Annotated in this window: 20 protein-coding genes, 1 pseudogene and 2 riboswitches; of the genes and pseudogenes, 13 read left to right on the top strand and 8 right to left on the bottom strand. The window is 72.3% G+C overall.

Translation table 11 applies throughout. The annotated features are described in order from the left end of the window. The first annotated feature begins 64 nt into the window (after positions 1-64). The 6 genes from AB0C62_RS06950 to meaB all read left to right on the top strand — a co-directional run bounded on the left by AB0C62_RS06950 (position 65) and on the right by meaB (position 9806). Positions 65-1759: an ABC transporter ATP-binding protein gene (locus tag AB0C62_RS06950; protein WP_362970294.1), complete on the top strand. Its 1695-nt coding sequence runs from the start codon at positions 65-67 to the stop codon at positions 1757-1759. Further along, the gene (locus AB0C62_RS06945; protein ID WP_362970292.1) at positions 1756-3606 is read left to right on the top strand and encodes an ABC transporter ATP-binding protein; all 1851 of its coding nucleotides are present in this window, start codon (positions 1756-1758) and stop codon (positions 3604-3606) included. Before AB0C62_RS06950 ends, AB0C62_RS06945 begins: the two co-directional genes overlap by 4 nt. Then, the gene (locus AB0C62_RS06940) at positions 3606-4664 is read left to right on the top strand and encodes an ABC transporter substrate-binding protein (RefSeq protein ID WP_362970290.1); all 1059 of its coding nucleotides are present in this window, start codon (positions 3606-3608) and stop codon (positions 4662-4664) included. The genes AB0C62_RS06945 and AB0C62_RS06940 overlap by 1 nt, the downstream gene beginning before the upstream one ends. 182 nt (positions 4665-4846) lie before the next feature. Continuing rightward, on the top strand, positions 4847-6655 hold the full coding sequence (locus AB0C62_RS06935) for a methylmalonyl-CoA mutase family protein (protein ID WP_362970288.1): 1809 nt from the start codon (positions 4847-4849) through the stop codon (positions 6653-6655). Beyond that, positions 6655-8826, top strand: coding sequence for a methylmalonyl-CoA mutase (gene scpA, locus AB0C62_RS06930; RefSeq protein ID WP_362970286.1), 2172 nt, complete (start codon positions 6655-6657; stop codon positions 8824-8826). Before AB0C62_RS06935 ends, scpA begins: the two co-directional genes overlap by 1 nt. Further along, positions 8823-9806, top strand: coding sequence for a methylmalonyl Co-A mutase-associated GTPase MeaB (meaB, locus tag AB0C62_RS06925; protein ID WP_362970284.1), 984 nt, complete (start codon positions 8823-8825; stop codon positions 9804-9806). The genes scpA and meaB overlap by 4 nt, the downstream gene beginning before the upstream one ends. Before the next feature lie 36 nt (positions 9807-9842). Here meaB and AB0C62_RS06920 read toward each other — a convergent pair. From AB0C62_RS06920 to AB0C62_RS06885, 8 genes and pseudogenes are all read right to left on the bottom strand, one after another. Further along, a pseudogene (locus AB0C62_RS06920) lies at positions 9843-10207 on the bottom strand (DUF2083 domain-containing protein); the annotation flags it as partial. 105 nt (positions 10208-10312) lie between these two features. After that, a complete protein-coding gene (locus tag AB0C62_RS06915; protein WP_362970282.1) occupies positions 10313-11071 on the bottom strand; it encodes a CbtA family protein in 759 nt (252 codons plus the stop codon). A gap of 21 nt (positions 11072-11092) precedes the next feature. Then, a complete protein-coding gene (locus tag AB0C62_RS06910; RefSeq protein WP_362970280.1) occupies positions 11093-11314 on the bottom strand; it encodes a CbtB-domain containing protein in 222 nt (73 codons plus the stop codon). Between the two features lie 40 nt (positions 11315-11354). Next, positions 11355-11501: riboswitch (cobalamin riboswitch) on the bottom strand. A 108-nt stretch (positions 11502-11609) separates the two neighbouring features. Next, positions 11610-12710, bottom strand: coding sequence for an enoyl-CoA hydratase/isomerase family protein (locus tag AB0C62_RS06905; RefSeq protein ID WP_362970278.1), 1101 nt, complete (start codon positions 12708-12710; stop codon positions 11610-11612). 225 nt (positions 12711-12935) lie between these two features. Beyond that, positions 12936-13937, bottom strand: a complete 1002-nt coding sequence (locus AB0C62_RS06900) for an ABC transporter substrate-binding protein (protein ID WP_362970276.1) — start codon at positions 13935-13937, stop codon at positions 12936-12938. Between the two features lie 9 nt (positions 13938-13946). Next, positions 13947-14714 (bottom strand): ABC transporter ATP-binding protein, encoded by a 768-nt coding sequence (locus AB0C62_RS06895; protein ID WP_362970274.1) that lies wholly within the window; start codon positions 14712-14714, stop codon positions 13947-13949. Continuing rightward, positions 14714-15736, bottom strand: coding sequence for an iron ABC transporter permease (locus AB0C62_RS06890; protein ID WP_362970662.1), 1023 nt, complete (start codon positions 15734-15736; stop codon positions 14714-14716). Before AB0C62_RS06890 ends, AB0C62_RS06895 begins: the two co-directional genes overlap by 1 nt. Positions 15737-15912: 176 nt before the next feature. Then, positions 15913-16054, bottom strand: a riboswitch (cobalamin riboswitch). Positions 16055-16133: 79 nt separating this feature from the next. Further along, a complete protein-coding gene (locus AB0C62_RS06885; protein ID WP_362970272.1) occupies positions 16134-16643 on the bottom strand; it encodes a cupin domain-containing protein in 510 nt (169 codons plus the stop codon). 139 nt (positions 16644-16782) lie between these two features. On the opposite strand from AB0C62_RS06885, the gene AB0C62_RS06880 reads away from it, so the two are divergent. From AB0C62_RS06880 to AB0C62_RS06850, 7 genes are all read left to right on the top strand, one after another. Beyond that, a complete protein-coding gene (locus AB0C62_RS06880) occupies positions 16783-17217 on the top strand; it encodes an Rrf2 family transcriptional regulator (protein WP_362970270.1) in 435 nt (144 codons plus the stop codon). Beyond that, the gene (locus AB0C62_RS06875; protein ID WP_362970268.1) at positions 17214-18152 is read left to right on the top strand and encodes a DsbA family protein; all 939 of its coding nucleotides are present in this window, start codon (positions 17214-17216) and stop codon (positions 18150-18152) included. The genes AB0C62_RS06880 and AB0C62_RS06875 overlap by 4 nt, the downstream gene beginning before the upstream one ends. A gap of 490 nt (positions 18153-18642) precedes the next feature. After that, positions 18643-20214 (top strand): ABC transporter substrate-binding protein, encoded by a 1572-nt coding sequence (locus tag AB0C62_RS06870; protein WP_362970266.1) that lies wholly within the window; start codon positions 18643-18645, stop codon positions 20212-20214. 31 nt (positions 20215-20245) lie between these two features. Beyond that, complete coding sequence (locus AB0C62_RS06865) at positions 20246-21274, top strand: ABC transporter permease (RefSeq protein WP_362970265.1); 1029 nt, start codon at positions 20246-20248, stop codon at positions 21272-21274. Positions 21275-21276: 2 nt separating this feature from the next. Next, a complete protein-coding gene (locus AB0C62_RS06860) occupies positions 21277-22167 on the top strand; it encodes an ABC transporter permease (protein WP_362970263.1) in 891 nt (296 codons plus the stop codon). Further along, the gene (locus tag AB0C62_RS06855; RefSeq protein ID WP_362970261.1) at positions 22164-23057 is read left to right on the top strand and encodes an ABC transporter ATP-binding protein; all 894 of its coding nucleotides are present in this window, start codon (positions 22164-22166) and stop codon (positions 23055-23057) included. The genes AB0C62_RS06860 and AB0C62_RS06855 overlap by 4 nt, the downstream gene beginning before the upstream one ends. After that, positions 23054-23941 (top strand): ABC transporter ATP-binding protein, encoded by an 888-nt coding sequence (locus AB0C62_RS06850; protein WP_362970259.1) that lies wholly within the window; start codon positions 23054-23056, stop codon positions 23939-23941. The genes AB0C62_RS06855 and AB0C62_RS06850 overlap by 4 nt, the downstream gene beginning before the upstream one ends. Positions 23942-23961: the final 20 nt, after the last annotated feature.

Here is a 23961-nt window from a genome sequence, read left to right as displayed (position 1 = left end):
ACCCCGAGTCCAAACTTAAGGTAGCCTCACCTAAGTTTCGACGTCCTTTCCCGGAGGGGTATGGATGAGTGCTGCATATCCAACGGGGCGCAGCGTCCTGAGGGACTCGGTCACGGGACAGCGCGGACGGGTGGCGCTCAGCGCCCTCTTCGGTTCCGGGCACCAGATCGGCGAGGCCCTGGTCCCCGCTCTCATCGGCGTCGTCATCGACCGCGCCGTCACCAGGTCCGACACGGGCGCCCTCGTCCTGTGGCTCGGGGTCCTGGCCGCGGTCTACGCGGGACTGGCCCTGAGCTTCCGGATCGGCGCGTGGTCGGGCGAACTGGCCGCCGTCCGTGCCGAACACTCCCTGCGCGTCAATCTCGTTCGCCGGGTCCTGCACCCCGGCGGGGGTGCCGAGAAGGGACGGCTGCCCGGCGCGCTGGCCAACATCGCGACCGAGGACGCCAAGCGGGTCGGCGCCGTCAACATGGCCCTCACGCTGGGGATCGCCGCACTGGTGGGCATCGCGACCTGCGCGATCGTGCTGCTGCGCACCTCGGTCACCCTCGGCCTCGTCGTCCTGGTGGGCACGCCGGTCCTGCTGGGGCTCGGGCACCTGCTGAGCAAGCCGTTGGAGACCCGTAGCGAGGCCGAGCAGGAACAGGCCGCGCACGCCTCGGCCATCGCCGCCGACCTGGTGACCGGGCTGCGCGTCCTCAAGGGCATCGGCGGCGAGCCGGCGGCCATCGAGCGCTACCGCGCCACCAGCCGCGACTCCCTGCGGGCCACCCTGCGTGCCGCCCGGGCGCAGGCCTTCCAGAGCGGCATGGTCCTCGCGCTGACCGGCTGCCTGATCGCCGCCGTCGCCCTGGTCGGCGGACGGCTGGCAGCCGAAGGCAGCATCAGCCTCGGCCAGTTGGTCTCGGCGGTCGGCCTCGCCCTCTTCCTCATCGGCCCCCTGGAAGTCCTCGCCTGGGTCAACGCCGAACTCGCCCAGGGCCGTGCCTCGGCCACCCGGATCGCGGAGGTGCTGGCCACCGCGCCCACCGTCACCGCCGGCCGGGGTACGCTGCCGAACCCGGTACGCGGCGCCGTACGGCTGACCGGGCTCCGGCACGGCGGTCTCCAGGGCGTCGACCTGGACATCGTCCCCGGAGAACTCCTCGGCGTGGTCGCGACCGACCCGGCCCACGCCGCCGATCTGCTGCGCTGCCTGAGCCGCCAGGTCGACCCCGACGCCGGATCGGTCGAACTGGACGGGGTGTCCCTGCGCGACCTGGACCCGGCCGGGATCCGTACGGCCGTCCTCGTCGCGGAGCACGACGCGGACCTCTTCCAGGGCACCGTCCGCGGCAACGTGACCGCCGCCGCCTCGGAGGCGGCGACGCCCGAACCGGCGATGAGCGCCGCCGGGGTGACCCAGGTGTCCGAGACCCTGCCGGACGGCGAGCACACCGCGGTCAGCGAACAGGGCCGCTCCCTGTCGGGCGGCCAGCGCCAACGGGTCGCCCTCGCGCGCGCGTTGGCGGCGGACCGGCCGGTCCTCGTGGTCCACGAACCGACCACGGCGGTCGACACGGTGACCGAGGCCCGTATCGCCTCCGGCATCCGCGACCTGCGCAAGGGCCGCACCACCGTGCTCGTGACGACGAGCCCCGCCCTCCTCGCGGTCACCGACCGGGTGGCGCTTCTCCACGACGGCCGGGTCACGGACACGGCCCCGCACGCCGAGCTGGTGCGGCGTCACGAGATCTACCGCTCGGCGGTGCTGGCATGAGCGGCACCCCGGCGGACCGGAACGAGGAAGCGATGACCGCCCGAGAGCTCCTTCCCACCGCGACCCCGGCCAGGACACGCGCCGCCGTGCGTGAACTCACGCGCCCGTACGGCCGGTTGGCACTCGGGTCCTTCGTGACGATGGTCGCGGCCACCGCGGTGGGACTGCTCGTCCAGCCGCTGCTCGGACACATGGTGGACGTCGTGGCCGACCGGCGGCCGTCCGGGGATCTCACCCTCCCGGTCGTCCTGCTGGTCGTGGTCGCCCTCGTCCAGGGCGGCACCACCGCGCTCGGGCTGTCCCTGGTGTCGCAGCTCGGCGAGAGCGTGCTCGCCCGGCTGCGCGAACTGTTCGTGGACCGGGCCCTGCGCCTGCCCCTGGAGCAGGTCGAGAAGGCCGGCACGGGAGACCTCACCGCCCGCGTCACGCGGGACGTGGCCCGGGTGGGCGAGGCCGTCCGCTCCGCCCTGCCGGAACTGGCCCGCTCGGTGCTGGCCATCGTGCTCACGCTGGCGGCGATGGCCGCACTCGACTGGCGCTTCCTGCTGGCCGCGCTCGTCGCCGTTCCCGTCCAGGCGCACACCGCGCGCTGGTACCTGCGCAACGCCGTGCCGTTGTACGCCCGCGAGCGCATCGCGATCGGCGTCCAGCAGCAGCAGTTGCTCGACACCATCTCCGGGGCCGGCACCGTGCGGGCGTACCGGCTGGAGGAGGAGCACACCGGGCACGTGACCGAACGCTCCTCCGCGGCAGTCGAGTTGACGATGCGCGGGGTCAAGCTGGTCCTGAGGTTCTACAACCGGCTGCACATCGCGGAGTACTCGGGACTCGCCGCCGTCCTCGTGACCGGGTTCCTCTTGGTCCGCGCCGGATCCGTGTCCATCGGTACGGCGACCGCCGCCGCGCTCTACTTCCACAGCCTGTTCACGCCGGTGAACTCCGCCCTGGTGCTCCTCGACGACGCCCAGACCGCGACGGCCGCGCTGAACCGGCTGGTCGGGGTGGCGGACCCGGCGCCCGTCGACGCCGAAGACGCGGCCGCCGTTCCCGGGCAGCCCGGACCCGCCGACGACGAACCCGGCACGGTCACCGTGACCGGCCTCCACCACGCCTACGAGCCCGGAAGGCCCGTCCTGCGGGACGTGAACCTGACGCTGCGCACCGGGGAACGGGTCGCCCTGGTCGGCCCGAGCGGCGCGGGCAAGACCACGCTCGCCAAGCTCATCGCGGGCGTGCACCGGCCGACCGCCGGTTCGGTCCGGCTGGCCGGTTCCGGCCTTCCCGCCGACGGGCTGCCGGTCGCGCTGGTCACCCAGGAGACGCACGTCTTCGCCGGGCCGCTCGCCGAGGACCTGCGGCTGGCCCGGGTGGCGGCCACCGACGAGGAACTGCGCACCGCGCTGGCCGTGGTCGACGCGCTCGAGTGGGTCGAAGCCCTGCCCGAGGCTCTCGACACGATCGTGGGCGAGGGCGGCCACCGCCTCACCCCCGCCCAGGTGCAGCAACTCGCCCTGGCCCGGCTGGTCCTGGCCGATCCCCCGGTGGCCGTGCTCGACGAGGCGACGGCCGAGGCGGGGAGCACCGGCGCCCGCCTCCTGGAGAAGGCCGCCGCCCGGGCCGTCGAGGGCCGTACGGCCCTCGTCGTCGCCCACCGCCTCACCCAGGCCGCCACCGCGGACCGGATCGTGGTCATGGAGGACGGCCGGATCGTCGAGAGCGGCCACCACGACGAGCTGTGCGCGGCGGACGGCACCTACGCCTCGCTCTGGCAGGCCTGGTCCGGCACGCGCGCGACACCCGAACACCCCCCGCACACCATCACCGCTCCGACCCTGAAGGACCACTGATGCTCGGCTCTCTGAGAGGCACCCGGCTCGCCGCGGCGCTCGCCTCGGCCCTCCTGCTCCTCGGCACCGTCGCGGCCTGCGGCTCCTCGGACGGCTCCGGGGCCGGCTCCGAGAAGCCCACCGCCGCGAACAAGGCCTTTCCCGTCACCATCGCCCACAAGTACGGCAGCACCACCATCAAGGCCGAGCCCCGGCGGATCGTCACGGTCGGTCTGACCGACCAGGACTCCGTGCTCGCCCTCGGCAAGGTGCCCGTCGGCACCACCGAGTGGCTCGGCGGCTACAAGGGCGCCATCGGCCCCTGGGCCTCCGACAAGCTCGGGGACGGCAGGACCCCGACCGTCCTGAAGGACACCGGCACCGGCCCGCAGACCGAGAAGATCGCGGCCCTGCACCCCGACCTGATCCTCGCGGTCTACGGCGGCCTCACGAAGGCGCAGTACACCACGCTGTCGAAGTTCGCTCCCGTGGTGGCCCAGCCGAAGGAGTACAACGACTTCGGCGTGCCGTGGCAGAAGCAGACCGAGATCATCGGCAAGGCGCTCGGCCAGGAGGCGAAGGCCACGTCGGTGGCGAGCGGGGTCGAGGCCGACTTCAAGGCGGCCGCCGCGAAGAACCCGGCGTTCGCCCGGTCCCAGGGCGTCGTGGCCACGCCCTACGAGGGCACCTTCGTGTTCGGCAGCCAGGACCCCCGTTCGCGCGTCCTGACCGACCTCGGCTTCACCCTCCCGACCGATCTCGACAAGGTCATCGGGGACGAGTTCGGTGCCAACATCAGCAAGGAGCGCACCGACCTGCTGGACACCGACGCGATCGTCTGGATCGCCGGGGACCCGGCCAAGGACGAGGCCAAGCTGCACAAGGACGCCCTGTACGGGGACCTGAAGGTGGCGCGTCAGCAGCGTGAGGTCTACATCAAGGAGAGCAGCGACTACGGCAACTCCGTCTCCTTCGTGACGGTGCTCAGCCTGCCGTACATGCTCGACCGGCTGGTGCCCCAGCTGGCCGCCGCCGTCGACGGCGACCCCGCCACGAAGGTGCCCGCCCCCTCCGCGTGACACCTCCCGACCCGGGCCAACCACCGGGGCCGGGAGCACGGCCCGCCGCGCTCCCGGCCCCGGCCCGTACCCCGGCCGGGCGCCCGCCGGTGACCCTGAGATCTGGATCACCGAAGCCAAGAGGCCAAGGTCACAGGCGCCGCCTCTGCTGCCGCTCAAGAACTCTGGCCTAGCATCCGAGCATGACAGTCCTGCCCAATGACGGGCTCGCGCTGGCCGCCGAGTTCCCGTCCGCGACCCATGACCAGTGGCAGCTCCTGGTGGAGGGCGTGCTGCGCAAGTCGGGCAAGGAGGTCTCGGGCGCGTCTGCCGAGGACGCGCTGTCGACCTCCTTGGAGGACGGGCTCCGCACCAAGCCCCTGTACACCGCACGCGACACGGCCCCCGATCCCGGCCTCCCCGGATTCACCCCCTTCGTGCGGGCGGCCCGCCCCGAGGGCAGCACCGCCGGCGGCTGGGACGTGCGCCAGCGGCACACCGCAGGCGACAACGCGCTGGTGCTGGGTGATCTGGAGAACGGCGTCACCTCGCTGTGGCTGGCCGTCGGCGAGGGCGGTATCCCCCTCGGCTCGCTCGGCCCCGTGCTGGACGGCGTCTACCTCGACCTGGCGCCGGTCGCCCTCGACGCGGGCCGTGACACCGAGGCCGCGGCGGCGGAACTGCTGCGGCTGTACGAGGAGCGCGGTGTGGCTCCGGGTGCGGTCCGGGGCAACCTCGGCGCCGACCCGCTCGGCCACGAGGCCCGCACGGGCACCCCGATGGACTTCGCCCCGGTCGCCGCGCTCGCCCGGCGGTGCGCCGAGGACTACCCCGGGCTGCGGTCGCTGACCGTGGACGCGCTGCCGTACCACGAGGCCGGCGGATCGGCCGCGCAGGAGCTGGGCGCCTCCCTGGCGACCGGCGTCTCGTACCTCCGGGAACTGACCCGGGCCGGTCTGACCGTCGAACAGGCCTGCGCACAGCTTGAGTTCCGGTACGCGGCGACCGCCGACCAGTTCCTGACCATCGCCAAGCTCCGGGCGGCACGCCGCCTGTGGGCGCGCGTCGCCGAGGCCTGCGGGGCGCCGGCCGCGGGCGCTCAGGTGCAGCACGCCGTGACGTCGCCGGTGATGATGTCGCGCCGCGACCCGTGGGTGAACATGCTGCGGACGACCATCGCCACGCTGGCCGCGGGTGTCGGCGGCGCGGACGCGGTCACCGTCCTCCCGTTCGACCACGCGCTCGGTCTGCCCGACGCGTTCGCGCGCCGCATCGCGCGCAACACCTCGACGATCCTCATGGAGGAGTCGCACCTGTCCCGGGTCATCGACCCCGCGGGCGGCTCCTGGTACGTGGAACGGCTGACCGACGAACTCGCGGGCGCGTCCTGGGAGTTCTTCCGTTCGATCGAGCAGGACGGCGGCCAGGCGGCCGTGTTGCGCTCGGGCCGGCTCGGTGACGAGCTGGCGAAGACCTGGGCGGCGCGCTCGGCGAAGCTCGCCACCCGGCGCGAACCCATCACCGGTGTCAGCGAGTTCCCGCATCTCGCCGAGCGCCTGGTGGAGCGCGCACCGGCCCCCGCCCCGCCGTCGGGCGGCCTGCCCCGGGTCCGGCGCGACGAGGCGTACGAGGCGCTGCGGGCCCGCTCCGACGCGCATCTCGCCGCCACCGGGTCCCGACCCCGCGTCTTCCTGGCCACCATCGGCCCCGCCGCCGCGCATTCCGCGCGGTCCACGTTCGTCTCGAACCTCTTCCAGGCCGGCGGCATCGAGCCGGTCACCGACGGCACCTTCGAGGACAGCGGGGCCACCGAGGCCTGCCTCTGCTCCAGTGACGCGCTCTACGAGGAGCAGGCGGCGAGCACGGCCGAGGCCCTCACGGCGGCAGGCGCCCGGCACGTGTTCCTAGCCGGCCGTCCCGGGCAGTACCCGGGTGTCGACTCCTACGTCTTCGCGGGCTGCGACGCCGTCGCCGTCCTCTCCGCCACGCTCGACCGCATGGGAGTGTCCTGATGGGAATCCCCGACTTCTCCGGGATCGAACTGGGGACGCCCACCGCCGACGGCACCGCCGAGGAGTGGAGCGCCGCCGCGGCGAAGGCCACCGGCGGCGAGGCGCTCTGGGAGACCCCGGAGGGCATCGCGGTCAAGCCGCTGTACACCGGGCGGGACACCGAGGGCCTGGACTTCCTCGACACCTACCCGGGCATCGCGCCGTACCTGCGCGGCCCGTACCCGACGATGTACGTCAACCAGCCCTGGACGATCCGTCAGTACGCGGGTTTCTCCACGGCCGAGGAGTCGAACGCCTTCTACCGGCGCAACCTGGCGGCCGGCCAGAAGGGCCTGTCGATCGCCTTCGACCTGCCCACGCACCGGGGTTACGACAGCGACCACCCGCGCGTGACGGGCGACGTCGGCATGGCGGGCGTGGCCATCGACTCCATCTACGACATGCGGCAGCTCTTCGACGGCATCCCGCTGGACAGGATGACCGTGTCGATGACGATGAACGGCGCCGTGCTGCCCGTTCTCGCGCTGTACATCGTGGCGGCCGAGGAACAGGGCGTACCGCCCGAGAAGCTGGCCGGGACCATCCAGAACGACATCCTCAAGGAGTTCATGGTCCGCAACACCTACATCTATCCGCCGAAGCCGTCGATGCGGATCATCTCCGACATCTTCGCGTTCACCTCGCAGCGGATGCCGCGGTACAACTCCATCTCGATCTCCGGGTACCACATCCAGGAGGCGGGAGCGACGGCCGACCTGGAGCTGGCGTACACGCTCGCCGACGGCGTGGAGTACATCAGGGCGGGCCGGGAGGCCGGCCTGGACGTCGACGCGTTCGCGCCGCGCCTGTCCTTCTTCTGGGCGATCGGCATGAACTTCTTCATGGAGGTCGCCAAGCTGCGGGCGGCGCGCCTGCTGTGGGCGAAGCTCGTCAGGCAGTTCGACCCGCAGAACTCCAAGTCCCTCTCCCTGCGCACTCATTCGCAGACCTCCGGCTGGTCGCTGACGGCGCAGGACGTGTTCAACAACGTGACGCGTACGTGTGTGGAGGCGATGGCCGCCACCCAGGGACACACGCAGTCGCTGCACACCAACGCGCTCGACGAGGCGCTGGCCCTGCCGACCGACTTCTCCGCGCGGATCGCCCGCAACACGCAGTTGCTGCTCCAGCAGGAGTCCGGCACGACCCGGGTCATCGACCCGTGGGGCGGCAGCGCGTACATCGAGAAGCTGACGTACGACCTCGCCCGCCGGGCCTGGCAGCACATCGAGGAGGTCGAGGCGGCGGGCGGCATGGCGCAGGCCATCGACGCCGGCATCCCCAAGCTCCGGATCGAGGAGGCGGCGGCGCGCACCCAGGCGCGGATCGACTCCGGTCGCCAGCCGGTGATCGGCGTCAACAAGTATCGGGTGGCGACCGACGAGAAGATCGACGTCCTCAAGGTCGACAACTCCTCCGTGCGCACCCAGCAGATCGAGAAGCTGCGGCGGCTGCGGGCGGAGCGCGACGAGGGCGCGTGCCAGGACGCGCTCGACGCGCTGACGCGCGCGGCCGGCGGTGAGGGCAACCTGCTGGAGCTGGCGGTGCGCGCCGCACGCGCCAAGGCGACGGTCGGTGAGATCTCCGACGCGCTGGAGAAGGTGTACGGGCGGCACGCGGGCCAGATCCGTACGATCTCCGGGGTGTACCGCAACGAAGCAGGGGAGTCCCCGTCCGTGGACCGCACCCGCACGCTGGTGGACGCGTTCGAGGAGGCCGAGGGCCGCCGCCCGCGCATCCTGGTGGCCAAGATGGGCCAGGACGGGCACGACCGCGGCCAGAAGGTCATCGCCACGGCGTTCGCCGACCTGGGTTTCGACGTCGACGTCGGCCCGCTGTTCCAGACGCCCGCCGAGGTGGCGCGCCAGGCGGTGGAGGCGGACGTGCACATCGTGGGCGTCTCGTCGCTGGCCGCGGGGCACCTCACGCTCGTTCCGGCGCTGCGTGAGGAGCTGGCGTCGGAGGGCCGCGAGGACATCATGATCGTGGTCGGCGGGGTGATCCCGCCCCAGGACGTTCCGACGCTGCTGGAGATGGGCGCGGCGGCGGTGTTCCCGCCCGGCACGGTGATCCCGGACGCGGCCTACGACCTCGTCCGGCGGCTCGGGACGGACCTCGGGCACGAGCTGTGATCGCGCTCGACACCTACGTCAAGGGCGTCCTGGAGGGGAGGCGGGCACTGGTCGCCCGCGCCATCACCCTCGTGGAGTCCACCCGCCCCCAGCACCGGGCACTGGCGCAGGAGTTGCTGACCGAGCTGCTCCCGCACAGCGGTACGGCGCGGCGGATCGGGATCAGCGGGGTTCCGGGTGTCGGCAAGTCGACGTTCATCGACGCGTTCGGCACGATGCTGACCTCGCTCGGCCACCGGGTCGCGGTGCTCGCCGTCGACCCCTCCTCCAGCCGGACCGGCGGCTCGATCCTCGGCGACAAGACGCGGATGGAGCGGCTGGCCGTGGACCCGGACGCGTTCATCCGTCCCTCCCCCACGGCGGGCACGCTCGGCGGGGTCGCCAAGGCGACCCGGGAGTCGATCGTGGTGATGGAGGCGGCGGGCTACGACATCGTGCTCGTGGAGACGGTCGGGGTCGGCCAGTCGGAGACCGCCGTCGCGAACATGGTCGACTCGTTCCTGCTGCTGACGCTGGCCCGCACCGGGGACCAGTTGCAGGGCATCAAGAAGGGGGTCCTGGAGCTGGCCGACGTGATCGCGGTCAACAAGGCGGACGGACCGCACACCCGCGACGCCCAGACCGCGGCCCGTGAACTGGCCGGTGCGCTGCGGCTGATGCACGGCAGGGACGCGGCCTGGACGCCGCCCGTGCTCAGTTGCAGCGCCCGCGAGGGTGCGGGTCTGGACACCGTCTGGGCCCGGCTGGAACAGCACCGCACCCTGCTCGACTCCTCCGGCCGGCTCGCCGACAAGCGCCGTGACCAGCAGGTCGACTGGACCTGGACGATGGTCCGCGACGAGCTCCTCGGCCGGCTGCACGCCGACCCGGAGGTCCGCGCGCTGGCCCCCGACCTCGAACGGCAGGTCCGCGAGGGGTCGTTGACGGCGACACTGGCCGCCGAACGGATCCTGAAGACCTTCAGCGGCGAGGACGACTAGGGCCTGACCCCCGGCGCGGCGGCCGGTTCGGTCGGCCACCGGGTACGGGACGAAGGTGCTGGCGTTCTGGTCGATCCGCAGGGGCTGCCGAGCGGTGGAGCGGCCCGCTGGGGGCAGTCGAGGCGTTCGCAGACGCGGCAGCCCATGCCGATGCGGGTGGCCGCGGCGGCGTTGGCGAGGTCGAGGCCGTCGGAGTAGACGGGGCGGTGGGCGTGCCGGATCTCGCAGCCGAGTCCGACCGCGAAGGTCTTGCCGGGTTCGCCCCATCCGCCGCGGTGCCGGGTGATGGCCCGCGCGGTCCACAAGTAGCGCTGTCCATCCGGCATTTCCGCGGTCTGCACGTGGATGCGGCCGGGTACGGCGAACGCCTCGTGGACGTTGCACAGCGGGCAGGTTCCGCCGGGGTTCCACAGGTACGGCGGGGAGCGGGCTTCGTAGGCCGGTGCCTCCCCAGGAACGCGAAGGGCCCCCGGACGGTGCCGGGGGCCCTTGGCGTTGCCGGGGTCTCAGCCGGCGGCCGGGACCGACCGCCCGGAACCGACGGCTGCGGGCTTCGGGTTCAGCAGGCGTTCGGCCAACTCACCGAAGACCAGGCCGAATCCGCCCCACAGTGCTGCCTGGATGGCCAGGGCCGAGAGCCGGAACCGCCACAGCAGGGTGGCCGGGAAGTCCTTGGGCACCTCGTTGATCACGGGCAGGAACTCGTAGGCCAGGCCGATCACGACGGCGAAGGCGGCCACCGCGACGACGGTCGCGTACCAGGTGCCGGTCCTCGGGGCGAGCCGCTTGCCGAGGAGGGTGGCGGCGACGGCCAACAGCACGCTGAGGACCATCATCAGGAAGTACAGGGTCGTCCGCTTGCCGATGGTGTCGGGGTCGCCGACCGACGGCGGGTTGGCCGGGTACTTCAGGAACGGCACGACGTAGACGGCGAGCAGTGCGCTGCCCGACAGCAGGAGAGCGGTCGCGCGCGCTCCGAACCGGCCCACGCGGCCGAGGGCGAAGCAGTAGGCGAGCGCGGCGATGCCGCCGAAGGCGATGCCGTAGAGCAGGACACCGGTGGCCAGGCCCGCGGTGGACTGCAGGCTGCGGGAGACGAGTTCGACCTCGTGCTCGTGGGCGGGGGCGTGCGCCTCCTCGAAGCCGATGGCGCTGTCGACGCTCGGTTCACCGAGGAAGTAGGCGACCACCAGCGCGAGCACGCCGGCCGCGAGGCCGGCGAGCATGCCGCGGACGAGGAGGTTTCTTACCGTTGCGGAGTTCATGAGTGTGCTCTGTCCCTCGCGTCAGTGGCAGGGGAAGCCGAGCAGGTGGCGGGCGTCGTGAACCCACTCGTGGACGTTCTCGCCCGAGACGACGGCGGTGGCGCCCTGTTCGGCGCCGACGAAGTAGAGCAGGACCAGCATCAGGATGCCGAAGAAGACCGCCCAGGGAGCAATCGCCTTCAGCGGCAGCTTGGCGGGTACTACGGCGGTGGTGGCTGTCGGCGGAGCGACGGTCTGCGCCATGGCAGGACCTCCTCGGGAGTTCGCGTCCCATCTCGGTGGTGCACTGGATGACGTCTACGGGTCTGACTTGCGAGGTGTCCAGCGTGCTGGAGCGTCTCGTTCACAGTGGCGCGACCGTGCCGGATTTCCCACCGGCTTCCGTCCTGACGTCATCGATATCGGACCGACCGTACCGCGTGGCGAGTACATGGCCAAGACCGCGCCACCTGGCGTGATCTTCCTCTCGCACCAGGTGGCCGGTCCGCGGGGGCGGTGCGTCAACGGCGCGCCCGGCCCCGGGGGTCGACGGGGAGCGTCACGCTCCCGCTCCGCCCGCCTGCGTGACGATGCCCGGGACCACGAGCCCGAGTTCGCGCTCGCCGAGCGGAGCGAAGAAGCGCTCGACGTCCGCGTCGGTCACCTCGGCGAGCATGGCCGGGGTCCAGTGCGGGTCGCGGTCCTTGTCGATGATCTGCGCCCGGACGCCCTCCACCAGGTCGGGAGCGGCCAGGAACGCGCAGGAGACGCGGTACTCCTGGTTCAGGACGCTTTCCAGCGGACCCGCCCGACGGGCCCGGCGGAGAGAGGCCAGGGTGACCTTCAGCGCGGTGGGCGATCGGCTGAGCAGGGTCTCCGCCGCCTCCTTGGCGGCGGGATCCCCGAAGGCGTCCAGCCGCCGGAGGATCTCCTCCACGGTGTCGGCCGCGTAGCAGGTGTCGATCCACGCCCGGCAGTCCGTCAGCGGCGCGTGCGGCGGCGGCTGGGTGTACCGGGCCAGTGCCTCCCGCACGGGCCGGTCCGTCAGTTGGGCGAGGAACGCGGGGAGGGCGGCGGACGGGACGAAGTGGTCGGCGAGCCCGCACAGCAGGGCGTCGCCGGCGGTGACCGAGGTTCCGGTCAGGGCGAGATGGGTGCCCAGTTCGCCCGGGGCGTGGACGAGCAGGTGGGTGCCCCCGACGTCGGGCACGAAGCCGATGCCCGTCTCCGGCATGGCGATCCGCGAGCGCTCGGTGACGATCCGGACGCTGCCGTGCGCGGAGATGCCGACGCCGCCGCCCATGACGATGCCGTCCATGACGGCCACGTACGGCTTGGGGTAGCGGGCGATACGGGCGTTGAGGTGGTACTCGTCACGCCAGAACGCGGCGGAGGCGGTGCCGTCCCCGTCGCGGGCGTCGTCGTGGACGACGCGGATGTCCCCGCCCGCGCACAGGCCCCGGTCTCCGGCGCCTGTGATGACGACGGTCTCTACGGCCGGATCGTGCTCCCATGCGGTCAGGGCCCGGTCGACGAGGTGCACCATCTCGTGGTTCAGGGCGTTCAGGGCGCGGGGCCGGTTGAGGATGATGTGGGCGGCCCGTCCCTCGGTCCGCACCAGGACGGAGGGTTCGGCGGCGAGTTCCTCGGTGCCGTTCATCCGATAACCTCCGTCGGGCCGTTGGCCACGATGTCGTGCATGATCTCGTTCGTTCCTTCCGGGGCCGGGTGGAAAGCGCAGCTCGGTGACGATCTTCTCAGCGCCCGTGCCGGCCGGGGGAGCCGGTTCCTTCGAGCGAGTGCGGGGCGCTGTCGGCGTCCGGGTACCCCGGATCGCTCACGCGGACGACCGACGCCCGGCAGGCGAGGGTCGGACCCCGGTTGTTCAGCGCTTCTCGGCCGTGCGCAGGTAAGCGCCCAGCCGGGCGACGGCCGACGGATTGCGGGGGCTCTCTACGAGGTCGACGTAGTCGAGGACGAAGACGCGCCGGTTCTTCACGGCCGAGACTCCGCGCAACGGCGGGTGGTTCAGCAGGAACTTCCTCTTCTGCTCGGCGCTCGTGTCCCCGTAGTCGCAGATCACGATCACGTCGGGATCCCGCTCGACGACGGTCTCCCAGCCGACGGTGGTCCAGGAGTCCTGGACGTCGTGCATGACGTTGACACCGCCGGCCTCGCTGATGATCTGTTCCGGCGCGGCGTAGCGGCCGGCGGTGAAGGGGGTGTCCTGGCCGCTGTCGTACAGGAAGACCTTCGGCCGGTCCGCGCCCTTGGGTGCCTGCGCCCGCACCTCGGCGATCCGCTTCTTGAAACCGGCGACCAGCGCGGCGGCCCGGTCCTCGACGCCGAACAGCTTCCCGAGGTTGGTGAGGTCGGCGTAGAGCGCGTCGAGGGGCGGCATGATGCCGCGGGCGGATCCCGAACGGCCGTTGTGGCAGGACTCGGTGAGGACGTAGGAGGGGATGCCGAGCTTCTTCAGGGCGCCGGGGGTGAAGCCGTCGTCCTCGCGGAAGCCGTAGTTCCAGCCGGCGAAGACGAGGTCGGCGCGGGCGGCGAGGACGTTCTCCTTGGTGAGTTGGTCCTTGGAGAGCCACTTCACCTTCTCGTAGCCCTCCTTCCAGGGCACGCCGGTCAGGTCGCCCTTGTCGTCGGGCATGGCGAACCCGGCCATGCGGTCCTCCAGGCCGAGCGCGAACATGATCTCGGTGATGCCGACGTCGTTGGTGACCACGCGACGCGGATCGCGGTCATAGGTGACCTCGCGGCCGCAGTTGGTGAGGGTGACGGCCGAGGACCCGGCGTCGTCGGACGTCTCGACGTTCGCGCCGCAGCCGGAGGTCGTGACGGTGGCGGCGAGACAGAGGGTGGCAATGAGCTTTCGGCGCACGGGTGTTCCTCAGGAGGTGGTCGGAAGGAGGTCGAAGAGAAGCTGGACGGCGCCGGTGACCGGATGCCGTACGGGGTGGGCCCGGACGCCGAACACCTCGGCCAGCAGCTTGGGCCGGAGCACTTCGAGCGGCGGCCCCGACGCGACGATCCGGCCGTCCGCGATCACGTACAGGACGTCGCAGTGCGCGGCGGCGAGGTTCAGGTCGTGGAGCGCGGCCAGCACGGTCGGGCCGCTGTCACGGACCAGTGCGAGGACATCCAACTGGTGGGCGATGTCCAGGTGGTTGGTGGGTTCGTCGAGGACGAGGACCTGGGGCCGCTGGGCGAGTGCGCGGGCGATGAGAACGCGCTGCTTCTCACCGCCGGACAGGGCCAGGAACCCGCGGTCGGCGAGATGGGCGACGCCCGTGCGGTCCATGGCTCCGGCGCAGATCGCCCGATCGTCGGCGGCCGTCCGGCGCCGGTGCGGGAGCCGGCCCATCCCGACGACTTCGGCGACCGTGAAGTCGAACTCGGCGGAGGACTCCTGCGGGAGCGCGGCCAGCAGTCGCGCGGCTGCCCGCGCGTCCATGGCGTGCAGGTCCTCGCCGTTCAGCCGGATCACTCCCCCGGCGGGCCGCAGCGCGCGGTAGACGCACCGCAACAGGGTTGATTTTCCACTGCCGTTGGGGCCGACGAGACCGACGAACGTCCCGCTGTCCGCGGCGAGCCGGATGTCGTCGAGGAGCCGCACCGTACCCGCGTCGGCCGAGACTCCCTCGATGTCGAGTCGCATCAGTGGCCCCCGAACGCGTAGCCGCCGCGCCGCATGAGCAGCAGGAAGGCGGGCACGCCGACCACGGCGGTGATCACGCCGACCGGCAGCTCCGCCGGGGCGAGCAGCAGACGGGAGAGGACGTCGGCCCACACGAGCAGCACCGCGCCGGCCAGGGGTGCGACGGCGAGCACCCGCCGATGGTCGGCGCCCACCAGCATGCGTACGACGTGCGGCACCATCAGCCCGACGAACCCGACGGCGCCGCTGACGGCGACCACGGTGCCGGTCACCGCGGCCGTGACCAGGAACAACTCCCCGCGCAGTCGGCCGGGTCGGACGCCGAGCGCGGCGGATGTCTCGTCTCCCATGGCGAGGGCGTTGAGCGACTCGGCCCGCAGCCTGAGCCACGCCCAGCCGACCGCCACGGTCACCGCGGCGACGGGTATCTGGGCCCAGGTCGCCCCGCCCAGGCTGCCCAGCAGCCACATCATGGCCGACCGTGCCGCTTCGCCGCGTGCGGCGCCGAACACCATGAGCGTGGTGAGTGCCTCGAAGCCGTAGGCCAGCGCGGTCCCGGTGAGGATCAGCCGCAGCGGGGTGAGGCCGTGCGGCGACCGTGCCACCGCATAGACGAGGACCATGGCCGCGAGGGCGGAGGCGAAGGCCGACACGGACAGCGCCCACACGCCCAGCCCGGCGAACGCGCCCAGCAGGATGACGGCGTTGGCGCCCACCGCCGCGCCGGAGGAGATGCCGAGGACGAAGGGGTCGGCGAGCGCGTTGCGGACCATGGCCTGAACGGCGACACCGACGGTCGCGAGACCGGCTCCGACGACCGCGCCGAGCACGACCCGTGGGAGCCGGATCTCCGAGACGATGGTGTAGGCGGCGGCGTCCGAGGCGTGCACGGTCCCGCCGGTGGCACCGGCCCACAGGAGGCGCAGGACGGCCGCCGTCCCGATCCCGGTCGCGCCCAGGGCGACGCCGCAGACGAGGGAGATCAGGAGCACGACCGCGAGGCAGCCGAGGAGTGGCGTCAGCGGCAGGCGGCCGGGGGCTCTGTCCCGGGTCCGGCCGGGTCCGGGTATCGGAGTCGTCGTGGTGGTGCGCACGGGGCGGTCCTTCGCCTGGGGCCGCCTGGTGAACCGAGGCAGGAGAACAGCCCGTACAGCGCGCCGGCCGTGCGGTCCCCTGTCGCATTCCACGGCGAGCAGTCAACGGGTCGCGTGCTCCCCGCGGGCGATCGGACTCACGTGACGGACCATCAGGTCGCCACGCACACCGTTGCGGGTCAGCGCCGGATTCTCACCGGACTTCCCCCGCGGGAGGCTCGGCGAGCGTAACAGGCGGGACCCTCGGCGCTTCGGCGCCGTCGGCGCCGGACCGGGCCGCGCGGACGCACGCGGACGGACGGCCCGGTACCACGGACGTCTTCCGTCAGGCCTCTTCCTCGGTGTGCAGGACGTACAGCTCCGGCAGGTTGACCACGATCGCCTCCTGCGTGCTGCGGGCGATGACGACGACGGCCTCGTCCGCGGGATCGGGGTTCTCCTCGCGGTGCGGCACGAACGGGGGCACGAAGATGTAGTCGCCGGGCGAGGTGCGCAGCCGGATCTCCTCGGGCTGTGGGCCCGTGTCGTCGAGGAACACGAACTCGGGGTGCCCGCTCACGACGTAGATGGCGGTCTCGGACGCGCCGTGGTGGTGGTCGGAGGACGCGGTCGCGGGGGCGACGTGGGTCTGGCCCATCCACAGCTTCTCGGAACCCACCGTGTTGCCGCTGACGGCGGCGAACCGGCGCATGCCGCCGGACTGCGCCGTGTCACCGTCGAGCGCGTCGGCACGGACGTGGTGCAGGCGGGTGCGCAGCGGGGACGGCGACTGCCCCGCACGGTCCGTGAGATGGGGGTGGAAACCTTCACCGGGGGTCGTCAGCGGCTGGCTCATGTGGGGGGACGCTAGAGCTGTCCGGAAAAGGATGTCAAGAGGTGTCCATTGTCCTTCACCTGCGGCAATGTTCCCGCAATGTAGGTGAGGAAGCGGTGGAAGCGCCCGCGTCGGGCGTCCCGTCGGGCATCATGGCCGCATGCATATCTCCGCGAAGGCGGACTACGCCACGCGGGCGCTGCTGGAGCTCGCCCGCGAACCCGCCCGACCGCTCACCTGCGAGGCCATCGCCTCCTCTCAGCAGATCCCGTTCCGTTTCCTCAAGTCCGTCGTCGGCGAGCTGCGCAGGGCGGGCCTGGTACGCAGTCAGCGTGGCTGCGAGGGCGGGTACTGGCTCGGCCGGCCGGCCGGCGAAGTCACCCTGCTCGACGTCGTACGCGCCGTGGACGGCGAGCTGATCACCCTGCGGGGCGAACCGCTGGCCGGACTGGACTACCCCGGTCCCGCCACCGGGCTGCCCGGTGTGTGGCGGCAGATCGAGGCGGACGCCGCGGCGGTGCTCGGCGGGACGACCCTGGCCGCGCTGCTGCCCGCCGCGCCGGCGGAACAGCTCAGCCACCAGGGAGCCGCGTGACGGCCGCGCCCGACGCCGGGACGCAGGCCGTGCGGCACCCCGGGGTGGAGGTGATCGAGTACACGGACCCGCTGTGTCCGTGGGCCTGGGGTTCGGAGCCGGTGTTCCGCCGACTGCGCGCCGGGCTGGCGGACCGCGTCCGCTGGCGTCGCGTGTACTGCCTGCTCTTCGACCACGACGACGACCCGCCGCCCGATCCGGCGGCGGAGACCGCCTGGTACGCGCGCTACGTCGAGGACGTCAGCGCGCACACGGGGGCCCCGAGGCCCGCCCGGTTGCGCCGGGTCGCGGCGAGTTCGTGGCCGTCCTCGCTGGTCGCCAGGGCCGCCGAGCGACAGGGTGCCGAGGTGGCCGACCGGGTGCTGCGGCGGCTGCGGGAGAGCGTCTTCGTCCTCGGCGAACCGGCGGACACCATGCGGCTCGCGCTGTCGGCGGTACGCGGCGTGCCCGGCCTGGACCAGGAGCTGCTGGCCGCCGACGCGGCCTCGGCCGAGGTGCTGGACGCGGTGCGCGCCCACCACGCCGAGGCGCGTCGTCCGGTGCGCGAGGTGCTGTCCGTGCCCGGCGGGTCGCCGCACCCCGGCGCCGCGAAGGAGACCGCGGACGGGGGCCACCGGTACGCGCTGCCGACCCTGCTGATCCGCACTCCGACGGCGTTCCGGGTCGTACCGGGCTGGCGGCCGTACGAGCAGTACGCGGCCGCCGTGGACGAGTTGAGCCCGGGGCCGCCGGCGGACTCCGCACGGCAGACTCCCGCCCAGGCACTCGCCCGGTACCGGAGCCTGACCGGCCCGGAGGGCCATCTGCTGGCCGACGGGCCGTGGCCCCCCGCGGAGGCGGTCCGCGTCGACACCGGCAACGGCCCGCTGTGGCTGCATCCGGAGGAGGCCGCGGTGCATCCCGCCCGCCGCGCAGGTCCGCTCTCAGCGTCCTGACAGGCTTCTGATCAGGGGTCAGAGGCCGTCCCGCCCAATGAGACACCAATTGGTGTCCATTGACAGCCGCCGAGCCCGGCCCCCAGGATGTGCCCATGCTCACGACGCATCCCGGCGTGGAGTGCCGCTACGTGGACCTGCGGCGCACCTGCAGCGCTCTCTGTCGCTGACCGCCCGCCCACCGCGGCCCCCAGGCGCCTGACGCCGCTCTCCTCGGCACCGGCACCGGTCTCCCACCGGTTCGCCGCCCGACGCCCGTCATCGCGCGCCGCCCCCGCAGCGCCTCGTCGTTCTCCCTCCCTCGGCCTTCCGGCCGCCCCTCTCGCGATCCGCCGACGCCTCACGCCCTGAGCGCGGCATGCCTCCGTGCGCACCGACGCCACGCCGGCATGCCCGTCCGGGCTGCGCGGAGTCGGCGAGGGGCGCGCCGTCCTCGCTCCCGTTCCGGTGCCCCGGCGCGGACGGGAGCCCTCGCAGAAAGAACAAACAGATGTCCGGACGACTCACGCCCGAAAGCCCCGCGACAGGACTCCGCTCCGCCCGACCCGCCCGGCTCCGTGCCGCCGCCCTGGGGACCGCCCTCGCCGCCGTGCTCGTCCCCGCGCTCGGCGCCTGCGGTGGTGAGGCGGCATCGGCCGGCGGCGGCGCGGCCGCGCTGAAGTGGACCTCCTCCTACTTCCCCACCCACTGGGACCCGGTCGTCGGCGGCAGCGGCGCGCAGTTCCGCGAACTCGCGCTCGTGTACGCCTCGTTGACCCGCACGGACAAGAACGGTAAGGCCGTCCCGGACCTCGCCAAGAGCTGGGAGTACAACGCCAAGGGCGACGTCATCACCTTCCACCTGCGCCCCGGGCTGAAGTTCAGCGACGGGACACCGGTCGACGGTTCCGCGGTGAAGGCGGCGATCGAACGGGCCAAGAAGCAGAAGAACTCGGCCCTCTTCGGCGACCTGACCTCCATCAAGTCCGTGGAGGCCAAGGGGCTCGACGCGGTGATCCGGCTCAGCCAGGTGGACTACCAGATACCCCAACTGCTCGGCGAGCGCGTCCTGCAGATCGCCAGCCCCAAGGCGTCCGCCTCGCCCGACAAGCTGGACCAGAACCCGGTCGGCGCGGGTCCGTTCATCGTCACCCAGCTCGTGCCGGGCACGAAGGCGGTCCTGAAGAAGAACCCCGACTACTGGGACGCCAAGAACATCCACATCGACAACGTCGAGCTGACCTCCGCGCCCGACGCCTCCACCGTCGTCTCGGGACTGCAGACCGGTGTCTACAACTTCGCCGACATCGCACCCAGTCAGGCCGACGCGGCCAAGAAGGCCGGCCTCGACGTGTTCGTGCAGCCCGGCTTCAACGCCTCCAACATCAGCCTCAACGTGAACAAGGCGCCGTTCGACAACGACAAGGTCGTCGACGCGGTGCGGTACGCGGTCAACCGTCAGGAGTTCGTCGACAAGCTGACGTTCGGCTACGGCTCGGTGACCAACCAGCCCTTCCCCAAGGGATACGTGGCCTTCGACCCGCAGTCGGAGAACGCCTACGCCTACGACCCCGCGAAGGCGAAGAAGCTGCTGAGCGAGGCCGGTTACCAGGCCGGGGAGATCAAGCTGAACCTGGTCATCCCGGCGGAGGACCCGCAGGCCGAGATCGTCCAGGCGCAGTTGGCGAAGGTCGGCATCAAGGTCACCATCAAGATCGACAAGAACTGGGCCACCCCGTTCTTCGCGAAGGACCTGACCTTCTCGCTCTACGGAACGACGGGGCGAGACTCCGCCGCGCAGACCCTCACCGCGCACTTCGGCCCGGACGGGCCGCTCAACCTCAGCACGCCCTACGAGCCCGCCGGGTTCGAGGCGGCCATCGCCAAGGTGCGGCAGACGCCGCTCGACTCGCCCGACTACACGAAGGTCCTCCAGGCGGCGACCCGGGCCGGGCTCAAGAGCAAGGCGCTCGTCTTCACGTACTCCTCCCCCAACCTCATCGCCAAGAGCAAGTCCATCTCGGGCCTGCCGAAGAACCCGGCCCACATCGACTGGACCGGCGTGACCATCTCCGGCAACTGACCCTCCGTCCACCCCAGAGAGGAGGCACTCCATGACGACGACGGAGGCACCGGCCCCGCCCGACGTCCGTCTTCCCGCCGCCGCGGCCGGGACACGGCACACCCTGTTCCGTGTCCTGGCCACCCTCGCCCGGTCGATCGCGATCTTCGTGCCCGTCTTCCTCGTCGCGACGTTCGTGACGTTCGCGCTGAGGTCGCTCAGCGGGCTCAGCCCGGCGCGCATCCAGCTCGGCGAGGAGGCGACGCCCGAGGCGGTCGCCCGGGTCGAGGCCCAGTGGGGGCTCGACCGGCCGTTCCTGGTCCAGTACGCGGACTGGTTCGGCGGCGTCCTGCACGGGCAGCTCGGAACGAGCTGGACCAACGGCGCCGACATCTCGACCCTCATCGGCCTCGGCCTGGGCGTGAGCCTGTCGGTGGCGACCTTCGCCCTGCTCATCGGCGTGGTCGCCGGCTTCGCCCTCGGCACGATCGCGGCACTGCGCCGCACCACCTGGGTGGATCGGGCGATCACCGGGTTCGTCACCGTCATCTCGGTGATGCCTGCCTTCGTCGTCGGGATCGTCCTGGTCGCGGTCTTCGCGGTGGGACTGCACCTGCTCCCGTCGGCCGGATACGTGCCGGCGGAGCAGGGGTTCGGGCCGTGGCTCGCCCACATCACCCTGCCCGCGATCGCGCTCAGCTTCGACGTCGTCGCCGACGTCGCCCGCCAGTTGCGCACCAGTCTCATCGCGGCCTACCGCGAGAACTACGTGACGGGCGCGGTGGTCCGGGGGCTGAGTCCCCGCAGGATCTTCTTCGGCCATGTGCTGCGCAACGGTCTCGGGCCGGCGCTCGCCACGCTCGGCCTGAAGTTCCCCGCTCTCGTCGGTGCCTCCGTCGTGACGGAGTGGATCTTCGGGCTGCAGGGCTTCGGGCGGTTCGCCAACGACTCCGCGCAGGCCGGCGACGTACCGGCCGTGCAGGGCGTCCTCGTGGTGTCGATCGTCCTGGTCGTCGTCTTCAACCTGATCGTCAACCTGGTGCTGGCGCGCGTCACGCCGGCTTCGCAGCGGGGGGTGTGACCATGGTGCGCCGCGTCCTCGCCCTCACCTCCGGCCGGATCGCCGTGGCCGTTCTCGTCGCGGTCGCCCTGCTGGCTCTGCTCGGGCCGCTGCTGGCCCCGCAGAACCCCCTGGCGACCAGCGACCACACGCTGGCCGCCGCCTCGGGTGCCCACTGGCTGGGGACCGACTACCTCGGCCGTGACGTGCTCAGCCGACTGCTCGACGGCTCACGCGTCAGCGTCCTCGGTGCCCTGGAGGTCGCCCTCACGGCACTCGCCATCGGCGCCGTCCCGGGCATCCTGTCGGTCTACCTCGGCCGGGCCTTCGAGTGGATCACCCTCCGGCTGGCCGACACCCTCGTCGCCCTTCCGTTCCTGCTGTTCGCCGTCGCCGTGATCGCGCTGCTCGGCAACGGCCTCACCCAGGCGATGCTGGTCACGGGCGCGCTGGTGTCCCCGCTGTTCTACCGGGTGGCCCGCGCCGCGACCCTCTCCGTCGCCCGCTCGCCCTACGTCGAGGCGGCGCTCATCTCCGGTGCCTCCATCGGCTGGGTCGTGCGCCGTCATGTGTGGGCCAAGGTTCTCCCGCCCATCGCGGTCGCCCTCGCCCAGACCATCGGGGTCGGGTTCGTCATCGTGTCGAGCCTCACCTTCCTCGGTATCGGCGTCCAGCCGCCGGCCCCGACCTGGGGCGGCCTCCTCGCCTCGGACCTCGGCTATCTCAGTCACCAGCCGTGGGCGCCGGTCGTACCGGCCCTGCTGATCATGGTCACCGTCTGGGCCTGCAACCTTCTCGCCGACGCGATCCGCGACGTCTCCGGCGAAGCGGGCCGCGCGCTGGTCAACAACCGCAAGGCCCGCGCGAACCGCCGCCGCGACGCCGACCCCGCCCCCGTAGGAGGTGTGCGATGACCACCCTGTCCGAGAAACTCCTGCCCGAGGCCGAGGAGATCACCGGCCCCGACCCGGCTCACCCGGCCGAACGGCCCGCTCCCGTACTGGCCGTGCGCGACGTCCGCATCGGTGACCTGGCCGGCGACCGGGAGATCGTGCACGGCGTGAGCTTCACGCTCACCCCCGGCAGGGCCGTCGGCATCGTCGGCGAGTCCGGCAGCGGGAAGACCCTCACCTGCCGGGCCGCGCTGGGCATCCTGCCCACGCACTTCGAGATCACCGGCGGCTCTGTGGAGATCGACGGCAACGACATCGCCGGTCTGTCCCCGGCCCGGTGGACGGAACTGCGCGGTGCGACGATCAGCGCGGTCTTCCAGGACCCCGCCTCGTATCTCAACCCGTCGATCCGGGTGGGCGCGCAGATCGCCGAGGTCGTGCGGGTCAAGAACGGGCTGAAGCGGCGGGCCGCGCACCGCCGCGCGCTGGAACTGCTGCGCGCGGTCCACCTGCGGGACCCGGAGCTGGTCCACGGCCAGTACCCGCACGAGCTGTCCGGCGGCATGCTCCAGCGCGTCCTCATCGCGGCGGCGATCGCCGCGGGACCGAGGATCCTCATCGCCGACGAGGCGACCACCGCGCTCGACGTGACAGTCCAGGCCGAGATCCTCGACCTGCTGGCCGACCTGCGGGAACGGACCGGCCTGGCCCTCGTCGTCGTCTCCCACGACCTCGCCGTGGTGGCCCAGTTGTGCGACGAGGTCCTCGTCATGCGCCAGGGCGAGGTGGTCGAGCAGGGTCCGACCCACGACGTGCTCCACCACCCGCGGCACGCCTACACCCGGCTGCTGATCGCCGAGCACGAGCAGTACGGCCTCGACACGTTCCTCGCGCCCGGGGAGGACGCATGAGCACCACCGACGCCGTCACCGCCGAGCCGTCCCCGGCGACCGCGGCGCCCGACGCGCCGGCGAGGCCCGTCCTCGCGGTCAGGGACCTCGAGGTCCACTACGGGCTGCGCCGACGGCGCCGCCGCGCCCTGCACGGCGTCAGCCTCGACGTCACACCGGGTGAGACGGTCGGCATCATCGGCGAGACGGGCTCGGGCAAGTCCACGCTGGCGCGGGCGGTGCTGGGGCTGGTGCGCGCCTCCGGCGGGTCCGTCGTCGTCGACGGCGAGGACGTCACCTCCCACAGCCCCCGCCAGTGGCGGGCCCTGCGCCGCCGCGGAGTCGTCCAGTACGTCTTCCAGGACCCCCTCCGCAGTCTCGACCCGGACCTCACCGTCGAGACCTCCCTCGCCGAGCCGCTGCTCGTCGCGGGCGTGTCCCGCGACGAGGCCGCGCGCCGGGTGCGCGCGTTCCTCTCCCGGGTCCGTCTCTCCGAGGACCTGCTCGACCGGCTCCCCGGAGAGCTGTCCGGCGGCCAGCGCCAACGCGTCGCGGTGGCGCGGGCGTTGGTCACCGAGCCGCGGCTCGTCATCCTCGACGAGCCGGTCAGCGCACTCGACTCCGCGAACCGCGTCCAGATCCTGCAGATCCTCAAGGAGCTGCGCGACGACGGAGTGGCCCTCGTCTTCATCTCCCACGACCTCGGTTCCGTCGCCGGCATCGCGGACCGTGTCGCGGTGCTCTACCAGGGCGAACTGGTCGAGGTCGGACCCGTCCGCGACGTCATCACGCGGCCCCGGCACGCCTACACCCGCCTGCTCGTCCGCTCCGCGCCCACCCTGCACTCCGCTCCGGCCGACCGGGCCGAACGCGAAGCCCTGCGCGCCGCTCTTCTGCACTCCTGACCCGCCACCGACTCGACAGA

Source organism: Streptomyces sp. NPDC048643 (assembly GCF_040650615.1).
Classification (GTDB): domain Bacteria; phylum Actinomycetota; class Actinomycetes; order Streptomycetales; family Streptomycetaceae; genus Streptomyces.
The sequence above is the reverse complement of the archived record's forward strand: the minus strand, read 5'-3'. Positions and strand labels throughout refer to the sequence as shown.

Coding starts and splice junctions, on each gene's coding strand:
- AB0C62_RS06945 (WP_362970292.1), top strand. CDS start 1,756: ATGAGCGGCACCCCGGCGGACCGGAACGAGGAAGCGATGACCGCCCGA.
- AB0C62_RS06855 (WP_362970261.1), top strand. CDS start 22,164: ATGACCACCCTGTCCGAGAAACTCCTGCCCGAGGCCGAGGAGATCACC.
- AB0C62_RS06950 (WP_362970294.1), top strand. CDS start 65: ATGAGTGCTGCATATCCAACGGGGCGCAGCGTCCTGAGGGACTCGGTC.
- AB0C62_RS06865 (WP_362970265.1), top strand. CDS start 20,246: ATGACGACGACGGAGGCACCGGCCCCGCCCGACGTCCGTCTTCCCGCC.
- AB0C62_RS06905 (WP_362970278.1), bottom strand. CDS start 12,710: ATGAACGGCACCGAGGAACTCGCCGCCGAACCCTCCGTCCTGGTGCGG.
- AB0C62_RS06885 (WP_362970272.1), bottom strand. CDS start 16,643: ATGAGCCAGCCGCTGACGACCCCCGGTGAAGGTTTCCACCCCCATCTC.
- AB0C62_RS06850 (WP_362970259.1), top strand. CDS start 23,054: ATGAGCACCACCGACGCCGTCACCGCCGAGCCGTCCCCGGCGACCGCG.
- AB0C62_RS06860 (WP_362970263.1), top strand. CDS start 21,277: ATGGTGCGCCGCGTCCTCGCCCTCACCTCCGGCCGGATCGCCGTGGCC.
- AB0C62_RS06895 (WP_362970274.1), bottom strand. CDS start 14,714: ATGCGACTCGACATCGAGGGAGTCTCGGCCGACGCGGGTACGGTGCGG.
- AB0C62_RS06910 (WP_362970280.1), bottom strand. CDS start 11,314: ATGGCGCAGACCGTCGCTCCGCCGACAGCCACCACCGCCGTAGTACCC.
- AB0C62_RS06880 (WP_362970270.1), top strand. CDS start 16,783: ATGCATATCTCCGCGAAGGCGGACTACGCCACGCGGGCGCTGCTGGAG.
- scpA (WP_362970286.1), top strand. CDS start 6,655: ATGGGAATCCCCGACTTCTCCGGGATCGAACTGGGGACGCCCACCGCC.
- AB0C62_RS06940 (WP_362970290.1), top strand. CDS start 3,606: ATGCTCGGCTCTCTGAGAGGCACCCGGCTCGCCGCGGCGCTCGCCTCG.
- AB0C62_RS06870 (WP_362970266.1), top strand. CDS start 18,643: ATGTCCGGACGACTCACGCCCGAAAGCCCCGCGACAGGACTCCGCTCC.
- AB0C62_RS06915 (WP_362970282.1), bottom strand. CDS start 11,071: ATGAACTCCGCAACGGTAAGAAACCTCCTCGTCCGCGGCATGCTCGCC.
- AB0C62_RS06935 (WP_362970288.1), top strand. CDS start 4,847: ATGACAGTCCTGCCCAATGACGGGCTCGCGCTGGCCGCCGAGTTCCCG.